A 12,321-nucleotide genomic window follows, 5' to 3' on the forward strand; every position below is an offset into this window, starting at 1 on the left:
GTTGCTTTACTATTATAGGAAGTTTAAACTCGATCACAAAATATTAGAGCGCTGCTATCGAGGTGTTGAATAATGCACTATCAATTATGGATCGACTACCGTTATGTAAGTATCGGAACGTTGGGCGAAATGCAGGAAAAGGCGAAAGACTTCATTAAAAACTATCGACAAGGATGTAAACATATAAAAGTAGAGTATCGCTATGCAGGCGGGATCTAAAAGATCTCGTCTTTTTTGTGTTTACGGCGTTTATGTTCGTAGTCGAGTTTTTAGGAGGCGATAAGATTGCGCAACGATGAAATGCAAAACGGCGAAGTATTCGTCAAATTTTTCGTGAATGCCCGTAACGGCTTAATGGCAGCAATGGGCGCTGAATTGTGGCATACGTACTGCGTGCTTGCAACGTACATGGATCGTAACGGCAAATGCTATCCGTCGCAGGATCAACTAGCGCGAAATTTAGGGATTCGTAGGGAGACGGTGAGTCGTCGTATGAAACGATTATTAGATTTCCGTTGGAAAGGCGAGCCGCTTGTAACTGCGGAATGGGTACGTACAAATGATAATCAATTTACGAATATCGTATACACGGTAGATCCTTCGAAGGCTTTTCGCATATTTACCGAATGACACACGATCCCCGTGTGATGTCTACGTAACATGGATCAGCGTCACACTAACTAGAACTAGTATTAAATGATAGCTATATATAAATATACGCAGTATTGATATGACCTAAAAGATCGTCGTACTTGCGTTTATGTACTCGAAGGGAGCTGATAGCATGGCACGTAAAAAATTACCGCCTGCGAAGTATTGGAAAGAGCGAGACATAGACGATTGGAACGCAGTTACGTTTTTCAATTTCCTATGCGACAAACATCGAGAGGTACGAGGGTTCGACTATTTTGCTAGTCGTGGCGTGAAATTGGATAACGCGATGATTAAACAAATGTATGAAAAGCACGGCAAACTCGAAACAAAAATGTTTATTGAAGAGTGCCTAAAAGAGTATAAGTCGTCACCGAAGTATAAAGTCTGCTCATTTATGTTCATGAGAACATATATGCTTGCTCAGGTGATGCCGAAAGTGCTCGATAGTATAAAATGTATTGAAGAGCTAGAAATCGCGTCAGAGGATAATCTCGACGATCTGACGTTCTAAGGAGGCGATAGTATGGAAAAGGGAATTCTAAGAAACGCACTACATGACGGACTAACACAAGCGGAGATCCTGCCGCATGTAATTGCGATACATGGATATAGCGGAAACGGCGGGCGTGTACACGCTGCAAATGTACCGAAGCAATATCGAAACGAGCTGATCGTAGACACGAAAGTACGCGAAAGCGAGCTGAAGATATATAGCGCACTAGATCGTTACGTTAAAACGTTCTCTCGTCAATTCTCAGGCGAACAAATTATGGGGCTATACCTTTATTCACCTAACACAGGAAACGGCAAGACAACGACCGCCTGCGCCCTTATAAACGAATTCATTCTACGTCACTACGTCGGATCGCTAAAACGGGGTTTGCGTCCATTGCAGCAGCCTGCGTATTTCTTCGATGCGAACGAGTGGCACATGCTCTATACGCAATTCAATAGGCCGAATGTGCCGCGACATATTGCTGAGGAAGCAGCCGCGGAATATTACCGAAGGGCAAAGATCGCGAGAGAAGTTCCGTTCCTTGTAATGGACGATATAGGAGTCAGAGAAGACATAACAGAGCCATTCCGAATGGACTTACATGCGTTAATCAATCACCGCAATGTCGAAGAGTTACCGACGGTCTACACAAGTAACGTACCGCTAAAAGAGTTAGCGGCGTTGTACAAAGATCCGCGACTACCTGATCGCATTCGTGATATGACGCGAGAATTAACGTTCACGGGAACAAGTAAGAGAGGTAAACGCAAATGAAGAACTTCGAAAAAGAAACGCTAGAAGAAATCGAGTCACTTTACGACTGGGCGGATCGCAGGGCGTACGGCAGCGCAGGAAGTCGAAGGCTATCAAAGCAGAATGCACAATATGTATTATCTGAATTTCGTAAACTAGAAAAACGATACAAGGAATTAAAGGGGGCGTCGGCAGATGTCGAGAACGGGCGAGAAGCTACTATCGAAGATCATTCAAAATAACGATCCGCAAGCGATCATACGCTTTAATTTACGTTCAGATCATTTTAGAACGAAAGAAGAGCGCGACGTACTACGATTCATTAAAGGTTATGCGGAAAAGAATCGAAATCAAGCGCCGCCATTCAATACGGTAGTCGAGGAAGTACTAGACTTTAATTACGAGCCGAACGTAGGCGATACTTACGAATATCTAGTAAACGATCTAAAGGGTACGAACGCAAAGTATATGTATCTACAACTCTTACAAGGAGCAGCATCGAAGAAGTTTACCGAAATGCCCGATAGTGAGGGGATCGAGTACGGACAATGGCTATACGATCAGGTTAAGAATGTACTAGACGTTAACTCGATCGGCGGGAAAATTGGTATGGACGCAAAAGTCGATACCGAAGATTTCTTATACGAACTGAAACGAAGGCAGCAAGGTGAATCGTTTAAAGTATGGCTATCAAAGTTCGAAGATATAAACGAAGCGATCGGCGGCTACTTTACAGGAAATATGTATACGTTCTATGGGCGATCAGGTCGAGGGAAGTCGGCGACGACTTTAGCAGAATGCGTACATATGGGAATGGAAGGAGCTAACGTTTTAATATGGGCGTTGGAAATGTCGAAATACGAGGTACTTGTACGTATCTACTCGATCGTAGCTGCTACGAAAAAGCTATTCAAAACAAAGATCAAGGGCGTTGAGTACGGCGCAGGATTTAATACAAAGGATCTGTTAATGGGTACGATCAGCGACGAGCACATGACGCACTTCGAAAACTTCTTAAAGAATATCAACGATCACATTAAAGGGAATATCGTTATTCGCGGCGTAGACTGCGAAAATTTCACAGACCGTAGTTATAAGGCACTAGAAAAAGACATCATTAACAGTAATGCGGACGTTGTACTAGTCGATCCTTTTTACTACATGCACACACCGAAGAACGAATCAGGCGTTAACGGCGGGAACTTCGCAGCTCTATCGATGAAACTGCGGGCGCTCGCAGGTCGCACGAAGGTTGTTCTCATGGTAATTACGCAAGCAGAAGAAACAAAAGACGAGAATGACAAAGAGAACGACGAGCGGATCTTACGACCGCCAATGCGTGACGAGATTAAGAAGACGAAGCAAGTTCTCGAAGATGCGACGAACACGTTCGGAATCGACACGTTAGACGGCGAAGGAGTTATCAAACTAGGTAAGGGACGTAACGGCGGTGAGGGCGTATGCGTGAATATGATTTACCTTGCAGGGTACGGTATTATTTCGCAAATGCCTACAGGAACAGTCGCAGCCGAAGCGTTAAAAGATGATTGGTAGGGGGCGATAATATGATTATGTTAGGTGTATCGATATTAATAGGAATTATCGTAGGATTTATAATCGACGAATTATGCGACAACGGTATAAAAGGATTTCTAGTTATGTTGGGGATCGTCGGTACTGCGCTCGTAATATTCTTCGGTCTATTCTTCACTATCGATAAAAATGTCGAAATGGTAACAAAACGCAATGTAACGGAATTAGTCGCATTAGGTGACGGACAACAAACGAAAGGTCGAATGTTCTTAGGTTCGGGATACGTAAACGGCGAATTAACATACAAGTATGCGTATAAAAAGGGCGAAGGTTATGGAATCGATATGGAGCGAGCGGATTACGTAGATGAATTACGATACATCAAAGACGGATCAAAACCACGTATCGAAAAAACCGAAGTCGTATATAAATCGACGTGGGCGAATGTACTAGTCGCGCCATTCTTCAATACTGCGAAACATATCTATGTACCCGAAGGTACGATACAAGAGACGTTTAATATCGATCTGAATTAGGGGGCGCACATATGGCGATCATTAAAGTACACGGAAGAGAGATCGACGTAGATGTAGAAAAGGAAATACAAAAATATTCGTGGGATCGTCCGAAGTGGAGGGCGGACAGGCTGATCGCTTGTTCTCCTTTCCGTGCGGATTCGTCACCGTCATTTTACGTTTACTTCGAAGATACTGCGACGGCATTTGCGGGGTCATGGGGCGATAGTGGTGGCGGCGAATTTCAAAAGGGACATTTTACGCAGCTACTCGCATTTCTAGAGAATTGCAGCGAAGAAGAGATCATCGAGTATCTATTATCTGAATATGCGTCAGAATGGGACGGTGAATCGAAACTAGAGATCGACCTGTCACGTTTAAAAATGAAAACGAAGGAGCGAGGACTAGATATGAAACTACTAGATAATTTAGCGATCACAAGTGAGTATCTACTAGGTCGCGGGATCTCATACGAGACGCAGCGATACTACAATAACGGATATGACGAGGCGAATAACATCGTTACTTTTCCGTACGTAACGCCAAACGGTCGTCTAGCTGCGTTGAAAAAACGACGTACAGATTCGAAAATGTTCTTTTATGCAGGTGGTGGTATTCCGATGCGCGAGCTTGTTTATGGTATCGATCTTGCATATCGTGACGATCATAAAATTGCAATCGTAACCGAAGCCGAAATCGATGCGGAATATGCATACGAAGTTACTGAGATCTTAGGTATTGCGATGGGAACGTCTTCGATCACTGACGAAAAGGTATCGGTAATCGAACGAAGCCCGATCGAAGAGCTTATCATCGGGTCGGATAACGACGAAGCAGGCGAAAAACTAAAGAAACAAGTAATTAACAAATTCGGTATGATCCGACTATATACGATCGAGTTTCCCGAAGGCTGCAAAGACCTTAACGATATGACACCGCGGCAATTAACGGAAGCGATCAAAAACAAAAAAGCCGTAGAAACTTCGCTATTTAATGTAGCGTAGTTCGCGGCTTTCTGCTATATTATATTAATACAGTAAAAAGAACACTTGTTCTCTATTTTAGATAAAATTCGCGTGTTACTATATCTATTGTGATAAATATACGTATATATATATAATTCGCGCTAACTACTTGCTATGTCTTCGATATAAAGCTACGAAATCATTAAAAAGCTCGTCTTGCTGCTGATCGCTTAGTGCTTCACTGTTTGTAACGTCGTAGATCATTCTTAAAATATCCTGACGTTTTGTTAACGTCTCTAGTACAGATGTCGGTATTTTACGATACGCGATCGCTATTTCGCATTCGTCCATCTCGTACACTCTCGCGATTCCGCTAATAGCTGCGGTAGAGGGTGCTTTTAAAGCTCGTTCGATTTCGCTTAGAAAAACGAAACCGATCCCGATCTTATCGCTCGCTTCGACTAGAGTAAGGCCTTTTCCCTCTCGTATGCGTCGAAGTTTCTGCGAGATATCAACAAATTCGGGGTGAATCTGCGGTTTCTTTTGCACTCTCTTTTTAGTTGATTTTTCTGCATTTTCTTTCATTAAAAACACCTCTGTAATGTAGTGATATCAATGCTTATATAAACCGACTATATACATCGGAATATCGTTTACAGTATGGATAAACTTTGCTATAATAGAAAAGTGTGGAAAAAGACTAACCACCTTTTACACAACTTGCGAAAAGAGGTCTAACCAATCTCTATTTTACGTATAAGGCTAACCATCTTATACCTTTATTTTTTTTGCGCAAAAACGAACTAAGGGAGCGTCACCACAACGCACCCCTAATCAAAAATACTATAAAAGTAAATATCGTTTGTATCGCTCACCACAAGCGAAACAATGCTTTATTGTACATGTTTTCTACCACAAAAACAAGTAGTACAATTCTGCCAATTTTTAATATGACATATATTGTAATAATGTAGAATATATTACCTATTACCTTCTACAAAACTTATTATATATTAGGATTTTTGAGTTGAAAAGAGAACGACTGTTCGGATTTAGCTCTTTTTTTCGCATATTGCTTAATTTTTCTGGGTGAGTACCTGACTATTTTAGTCGGGTTACTCGCCTTTTTTATTTGCCTGAATTTAGCAAGTTGCGTAAATAAATGCGTCAACGGCGCGGGTTGGGGCGTACATGCGTTCTCGATTACGCAACTTGCGTAATTGATCTGACGAGCCGAAAACCCGACGAAAAAACTTTCCTAAAAATTTTTTAAAAAAATTTAACCCAAACGGAAAACAGGTCGGCGTTTATGTCCTTGTAAGCACAAAAACACATTTGAAAGAGGTCATGGATCATGAAAAGAAAAGAAACGAAATTGACAATGGATTTTACGAAAGCAATGCATACGGAATTAAACGAACTAGCTGCGGTTGCGGGCGAAGAGATCCGCAATGCATACGGAAAGGTATCGACTGATCGTATCTTCCAATCAGTAAACGGTGAATTCGATAAGGCGCAAGAGTTGTTCGTGTATTTCCTGGAAGATTTCGAGGCGATCCGCGAGAAGTACTGGCACGCAATGAATAGCGAAGAAAGTTTTATTATCGACTGCTATAACAAATTACGATATGCGGCACGAACTTACGACATCAATAAAGGTAATTTCATCGCAAGAATTGAGCCGTTAATCAGACGAGTGACAGGCGATCATTGTACGAGACGAGGCGATCGACGTAAGGTACTCGAATCTAGAGACGCAATTTTAGAAAAAGACGAGGATACGAGCGGCGTTCAAGGGAAAAATCCAGTATTTAACGACGTGGACGAATCTGTAAATGTACAAGCTAGTGCGATCGAGACTGCGAGAGAACGTGAGCTAGTCGAAAAGTACGGCGATAACGACCGCAATAAAGCAATCTTGGAAATCATCATGCAAGAAAAATCATACATAAAGCAAGCTGACATTGCTAGACGTCTAGCCGATAAGTTATCTATATCTTTCGATAGCGCTCGCGGATCAGTACGAACATTCATTAAAAACATGAAGGAAGGTATCACGACAAATGACTACATCAGCGCTTAAATTTACATATCACGCAATTAAAGAAATGAGAGAAGAGTTACAACAAGACGAAATGATCGTCTCTAGTGGCCGCATGAGTGACGAAAAGGTTCGCCAATATATGCGCGAATTCATGAAAGAATCTACATATTTAGGTGAAATCACGGATCATACAGAAAAAACTGACCGATTATTCGCATATCGTCGATATTGCTTCGTATTAGATCGTACCGATGATGTAGTAATCACGGCGTATCGTCGAAACATTGCATCGGACGAGCTGCGCGACATTATCAAGCCGATCTTAATGTCGAAGCTAGAAGACATGGAGCGAGAGATCGCAAAGTTACAAGCTGAGTTCGATAAGCGAGATCGCGAATATAAGCTAGAACAAAAGATGTATGACTCACTAAGACGTAATGGCTATTCGACTGGGATTCATCGTCGATTGAGAGGCGAAGCACGATCGAAACTTATTGCGGCAAAGGTCGAGAAAAGCAAGATCGCAAAAGGAATCGCGCTATTTATATAAACAGGGGGAATTAACATGAAAAAAGGATTCACGTTAAATCTAGATTGGAAACAACAAATCGCATTAATGGGCGCACTAGCTGCCGTCATGTCCGAAGAGGATATCGAAATTAAAAACGAAGATCAGTACGATTTCGATGCGTGGCAAAAGGCGGGACGAGACGAACAATTCGAGCGACTGGGTAGTGACATCGATACGTACCAGTCAAACGAAGACATCGGCCGTACACTTAACGAGATCTTGGAAACCGTAGCGAAAACATTCTTAAAATCAGGGGGTAACGAATAATGAAAATGCAAGAATTCAGACTAACACCAATCGAATAAAAGGTAATCGCGCTATCTATAATCGGAATTATGGAGCGCAACGGGGTTAAGGATCATGGCGTAAATGACGCGGTATTAATCTTCGACCTAGATAACGAACTTATGGCGCAGGTGGCCGAGGCTATTCCACCACATGAAATTAACAATCACGTAGTTAACGAAATGCGATCACTATTACCACTGTTTACCGAAGGGTACGGCAAATAAGGCGGCATATAGTCGCTCTTCCCTTTTTCGACTTGAAAAAAGTTATTGACATTTGACCGATCGTGCGATCGGTAGGGCGTTTATGTCTACGTAAGGCAATCGCCAAATAATCGATAAAGGGGAAATGTGAATATGTCATACATCGTATCTACAGGAACAGAGGCAATCGACGCAGCACTAACGGAGAAGGCAGATACTTCGAAAATGTTAACGTCCGTTAAAACAGGAAAAGTATTAAAGGTTCGTGCATTACCTACGGCGGTAGTTCGTTACTTCGCACATTCTGCGTACAAAGTGTTCTATACAACGCCATGTACGAAAACTAGCGGAAGGCCTGATCTATACGATTTAGCTTGCGACTTACTATACAAAGACGCAAAGGCTGCCGAAGATGCGGGCAAGTCTGCGGACGAAGTAAAAGAAATTAAGGATCGTGCGTATGCGTTAAAGGCGAAAGAACGCTATATGATCGGCTTCGTCAACTTAGAAGACGGGCAACCGATTATCGTAGACTTTACATCGAAACAAGGTAAGGCAATTGTAGCGGATCTTAAAAAGTATGCGAAGAAGTTAGACAAATACCCGTTCGAATTAACGAAGACAGGTTTGTCAACTGATACGCAAGTATCGTTCTCACTCGTGTTAGATCCTGAGGACGACTTAAAAGAATCCGAATACAAGAAGTTCGAAGAGTCAAAAGGCTTCGAATTCCCGATGAACGCATTCGGCGAAGTGTTACAAGTTAACGATCTTGAAAAACAGATCGAAGACTTAAAGGCATTCGGCTTCGATGTATCTCGACTAGGTATCGAAGAGACAACGCAAGAAAACGAAGGTGACGACGATACAGGATTCTAAGAGATAGGGCGCTATATGCGCTCTTTCTTTTTATCTAAATTACGAAAGGATTGATCGTATGAAACTAGATTTACAAATCAATTTAGAAATGGCGGATAATAGCGAGGCTAAGCGAAGCCGCTCGAAAGAAGTCAAAAAGAAAGTCGCGGAAGCGAACGAAACCGTCGAAGAAGCGCTACAAAGGATCTCGCAAATGTCGTTAACGAAGAAAGAAGAGCGACAATTACAAGCCGCAATCGAAGCGTTTGCCAAAGGTAAGGCGGGACGTACAAAGAGCGGTAAAATGGCGAAGGGCGAAGTGTTATCGATCGGCGAGAAGTATCTACGTAAGAAAGAAGCGCAAACCCGAAAAGAACGCATACAAGATGTACTCGACAATCACCCGAAGAATTTCCACGTATTAACGGACGATTCGCAACTAGAGCCATTCTTGCAAAGATTACGTAAAGAAGTGCGACAACAAGCGAAGCAATGGGCGGATCGTTTCGAAATGCTAGACGTAAAATCGTTAACCGCAAATGATTTCGAGGGAACGGGCATAGATTCGTTCTTAGATTTATCGATCGGCTTTTCGATATGGCTGCCGATCCTTAACGAAGGTTACTATCTTGCGTATGGTCACGTTGACATAAACGATCCCGAAATCCCGCGCGAGTACGCATTCAAAGAGGGCGACAAGCAACTAACGAGGTCGAAAGTTCTCGCCGCAATTTCGCCGTACTTATCGAATAAGGATCACGGAAAGTCGTTTCATATGGGAAGCGCCCGTTACGATTTACATATCGCCGAGAATGACGGCTACACAATTAACGGTTGCGTATGGGATTCACTGGACGCAATGAAGATCATGACAGAATCGCTAGACAAGTACGGACTAAAACCGTTGATTCAACGATACGGAAGTCGATTTTTAGGGATTCATAACGAAGTTTATACGTTCGAAGATCTATTCGGAAAACGATCACCTGCACCATTTAATACTACTATCGTAGGGATCTACGCAATATACGACGTTTACTACGGTTGGAAGTTGACCGAATGGCAATTCGAAACTATGAAGAAAACGGATCGATTGCTAGAGTGTTACGCAAAAATCGATAGTAGGCTGCCGCAAGTTGATACGTACTTAATGCGATCAGGATTCCACGTTGACCTAGACGAATTAAGCGGACTAGAAAACGAATTCCGAGAAAAAGCCGAAGAAGCTACGCAAGCCGTATTCGAAGCGTATCAAATCGACGATAAATTCTTAGAGGCCATGTCCTATACGAATAACAGTAAGAAGATTATCGAATGGCGCAAAAAGAATAAAAAGAAATTAGATACGCTAGACAAGCGATTATCGAAGCTATATGCGGATCGTAAGAAAGCCGAAGAAGACGGCAAGACTCATACGAAACGTTATGCGGACATTCTCGCACGGATCAAGAAATATAAAGACGAACGCGCCGAATTGAATGTGTTAATTAAATCGGACGATCACCCGCACAAGATCGAATCCTTCGAATTCACTAATGGCAATCACATCGGCTATCTTATCTACGATCATCTAGGCATTAAGGATTGTACGCACAAGATACAAAAAGGTAAGAAGCGATCGACTTCGGCGGACGTACTAAAGATCTACTTCGAAGACGAGCCGACATTAAAACCGCTCGCAACGGTGGCGGAATATCAAACGTTATTAAACACATTCGTACTAAAGATCCCGCAAGTAATGGAAGTAGACGGTCGCTTTCATTCGAAGTTTGATGCGGGCGGAACGAATACGGGTCGATACAGTTCGGCTGCGTACACTGGAAGACCGATCGATATACTGGACGAATTTAGATAGGGCGCTATATGCGTCCTTTTTTCTTTGTCGTTAACCCAGTTCTGAAAGTTTACTGCGTTTATGTACGTGTAAGGGGAAAACACCTTAACAAACAATTGAAACGAGGTAATTAATTATGACAAACACATTCAAAATCGGACAAAAGGTATCGGGCGGTTTAGCGCTTTTAGCGATGGAAACGCACAAGATTAAAAATATCGATCACGGCGGTTTCGTATTTTGGTATGAAAACGGCAAGTTAATGGGATACGCACCTGACGTAAGAACAAGCGAACGCGAGCGTAGTATCGCATATTTCCACAAAAACACATTCGAGGTAATCGGACTTATCGAGTCTCCATTCAAAACAGGCGATTTCGTACGAGTAGATTCACATCAAGTGGACGTATTACTAACTATGGGTGAGGTCGTGGAGGTAGTCGGATATGACGAAACGAAGCACTTCCCGATTCGAGTTAAGAAGGAAGATGGGCGCGAAGCGGTAATTATCGAGAAGTTTGCTAGGAAGCTATCAGAAAGCGAAGTTGCGGAGATCAAAGCCGCAAGACATAGAAAAGCAATTAACGAATTAGAAGTAGGCGCATTCGTGCGAATTACAAAAGGTAGTCAGTTCGGCGATGATTTCGAGACTGGCGACATTGTAGTCGTAGTTTATCAGGAAACGAAAGAGAGTAACTGCCCGATCAAAGTAGCGCCGCTACATAATCCGAAAAAGGCATTGGCAGAGTGGGCGCGATGTCAAGAAGTCGAAGTCGTTACGGAAGAAGAAGCGATTAATGCGAAAATGAGCGAAAACGGTTTTACGTTCTCAATTCATGCGTTCGATTTCGAGATCATGACGCCGAAGGAGATCGAAGAGTACGAAGCGTCTCTAATCAAAACGGAAGTTGGATCATATCTAGTCGTAACGAACAGTCACGGAAATCCGAAGTTTAAAGTAGGTGAAGTTGTAATCGTAACGGGGATTCCAAGTGCTAGCGGCATCCATGTTAAAAGCGTAGACGGTAAGGAGAGCGGGTATAAGTTCTTAGAAAACGTACGAAACGCAACGGCGAAAGAGATCCGTGATGCGCAAACAGTTAAGTACAACGAAGGTGATTACGTTGTAAGTGTTGGCGGCTGCAACTACCCGATCGGGGAAGTGCTAGAAATTACGAAAGTCAACGGTAACGATCACTACGACGTAATGAATTTAGAAGGTAAAACAGGCGGAAAGCAATCATATAACATTCGCAAGGCTACTGAAGAAGAAGTTAAGAAGGCGAAGAAAGAAGCTGCTGCGAAAAAAGAACGCAAGATTTTCGAAGATTTAGGACGCAAATACGGCGAACTAAAAGAGTGCGATGTCGTACGAGTTATCGACAATTGCCTCGGTCGATTAAAAGAAGGGGATATCGGCGTAGTCAGACATCAGGATCGATTTAACTTCGCTGACGATGATCGATATAGCGCTACAGTAACGGTTAATGGTCGCGATAAGGTCGCAAACAATGCACTAGTTAAGTTAGTCGTATCAGTAGAGCACCGATTAGATAAATAACGAATAGGACGCCTTCGGGCGTTCTTTTTATATCCAAATAAACGAA

At 42.7% G+C, this 12,321-nt stretch carries 15 protein-coding genes; 14 read left to right on the forward strand and 1 reads right to left on the reverse strand.

The features are described 5' to 3' along the window. The first annotated feature begins 72 nt into the window (after nucleotides 1-72). The 8 genes from ACQGSG_RS05830 (at nucleotide 73) to ACQGSG_RS05865 (ending at nucleotide 4,955) form a co-directional block, all read left to right on the forward strand. Nucleotides 73-219, forward strand: coding sequence for a hypothetical protein (locus ACQGSG_RS05830; protein ID WP_154695878.1), 147 nt, complete (start codon nucleotides 73-75; stop codon nucleotides 217-219). A gap of 66 nt (nucleotides 220-285) precedes the next feature. Beyond that, nucleotides 286-630, forward strand: coding sequence for a helix-turn-helix domain-containing protein (locus tag ACQGSG_RS05835; RefSeq protein WP_061655089.1), 345 nt, complete (start codon nucleotides 286-288; stop codon nucleotides 628-630). 154 nt (nucleotides 631-784) lie between these two features. Beyond that, nucleotides 785-1,165, forward strand: coding sequence for a hypothetical protein (locus ACQGSG_RS05840; RefSeq protein ID WP_426947081.1), 381 nt, complete (start codon nucleotides 785-787; stop codon nucleotides 1,163-1,165). A gap of 420 nt (nucleotides 1,166-1,585) precedes the next feature. Beyond that, nucleotides 1,586-1,924 (forward strand): hypothetical protein, encoded by a 339-nt coding sequence (locus ACQGSG_RS05845; RefSeq protein WP_226800209.1) that lies wholly within the window; start codon nucleotides 1,586-1,588, stop codon nucleotides 1,922-1,924. Next, nucleotides 1,921-2,145 carry a hypothetical protein gene (locus tag ACQGSG_RS05850; protein ID WP_098605652.1) on the forward strand — a complete coding sequence of 75 codons (225 nt, stop codon included), beginning with the start codon at nucleotides 1,921-1,923 and terminating at the stop codon, nucleotides 2,143-2,145. Before ACQGSG_RS05845 ends, ACQGSG_RS05850 begins: the two co-directional genes overlap by 4 nt. Further along, nucleotides 2,099-3,457: a DnaB-like helicase C-terminal domain-containing protein gene (locus ACQGSG_RS05855; protein ID WP_098926581.1), complete on the forward strand. Its 1,359-nt coding sequence runs from the start codon at nucleotides 2,099-2,101 to the stop codon at nucleotides 3,455-3,457. Before ACQGSG_RS05850 ends, ACQGSG_RS05855 begins: the two co-directional genes overlap by 47 nt. Before the next feature lie 11 nt (nucleotides 3,458-3,468). Continuing rightward, nucleotides 3,469-3,972, forward strand: coding sequence for a hypothetical protein (locus ACQGSG_RS05860; RefSeq protein ID WP_098605650.1), 504 nt, complete (start codon nucleotides 3,469-3,471; stop codon nucleotides 3,970-3,972). A 362-nt stretch (nucleotides 3,973-4,334) separates the two neighbouring features. Further along, nucleotides 4,335-4,955 (forward strand): toprim domain-containing protein, encoded by a 621-nt coding sequence (locus ACQGSG_RS05865; RefSeq protein ID WP_240514384.1) that lies wholly within the window; start codon nucleotides 4,335-4,337, stop codon nucleotides 4,953-4,955. A 126-nt stretch (nucleotides 4,956-5,081) separates the two neighbouring features. Here the strand turns inward: ACQGSG_RS05865 and ACQGSG_RS05870 are convergent, their stop codons facing one another. Beyond that, on the reverse strand, nucleotides 5,082-5,501 hold the full coding sequence (locus ACQGSG_RS05870; protein WP_061655096.1) for a helix-turn-helix domain-containing protein: 420 nt from the start codon (nucleotides 5,499-5,501) through the stop codon (nucleotides 5,082-5,084). A 769-nt stretch (nucleotides 5,502-6,270) separates the two neighbouring features. Here ACQGSG_RS05870 and ACQGSG_RS05875 point away from each other — a divergent pair. The 6 genes from ACQGSG_RS05875 (at nucleotide 6,271) to ACQGSG_RS05900 (ending at nucleotide 12,275) form a co-directional block, all read left to right on the forward strand. Beyond that, a complete protein-coding gene (locus ACQGSG_RS05875) occupies nucleotides 6,271-6,999 on the forward strand; it encodes a hypothetical protein (RefSeq protein ID WP_098605649.1) in 729 nt (242 codons plus the stop codon). Next, on the forward strand, nucleotides 6,980-7,510 hold the full coding sequence (locus ACQGSG_RS05880) for a hypothetical protein (protein WP_098605648.1): 531 nt from the start codon (nucleotides 6,980-6,982) through the stop codon (nucleotides 7,508-7,510). Before ACQGSG_RS05875 ends, ACQGSG_RS05880 begins: the two co-directional genes overlap by 20 nt. Before the next feature lie 15 nt (nucleotides 7,511-7,525). Next, entirely contained in the window at nucleotides 7,526-7,798 is a 273-nt protein-coding gene (locus tag ACQGSG_RS05885) for a hypothetical protein (RefSeq protein ID WP_098605647.1), read from the forward strand. A gap of 377 nt (nucleotides 7,799-8,175) precedes the next feature. Continuing rightward, a complete protein-coding gene (locus ACQGSG_RS05890; protein ID WP_061655100.1) occupies nucleotides 8,176-8,901 on the forward strand; it encodes a hypothetical protein in 726 nt (241 codons plus the stop codon). A gap of 58 nt (nucleotides 8,902-8,959) precedes the next feature. Next, nucleotides 8,960-10,735 (forward strand): DNA polymerase I, encoded by a 1,776-nt coding sequence (locus ACQGSG_RS05895; protein WP_325842834.1) that lies wholly within the window; start codon nucleotides 8,960-8,962, stop codon nucleotides 10,733-10,735. A 115-nt stretch (nucleotides 10,736-10,850) separates the two neighbouring features. Beyond that, nucleotides 10,851-12,275, forward strand: coding sequence for a hypothetical protein (locus ACQGSG_RS05900; protein WP_266009573.1), 1,425 nt, complete (start codon nucleotides 10,851-10,853; stop codon nucleotides 12,273-12,275). Nucleotides 12,276-12,321: the final 46 nt, after the last annotated feature.

It is taken from the genome of Bacillus sp. GMa5/1, from assembly GCF_050172015.1.
Classification (GTDB): domain Bacteria; phylum Bacillota; class Bacilli; order Bacillales; family Bacillaceae_G; genus Bacillus_A; species Bacillus_A cereus.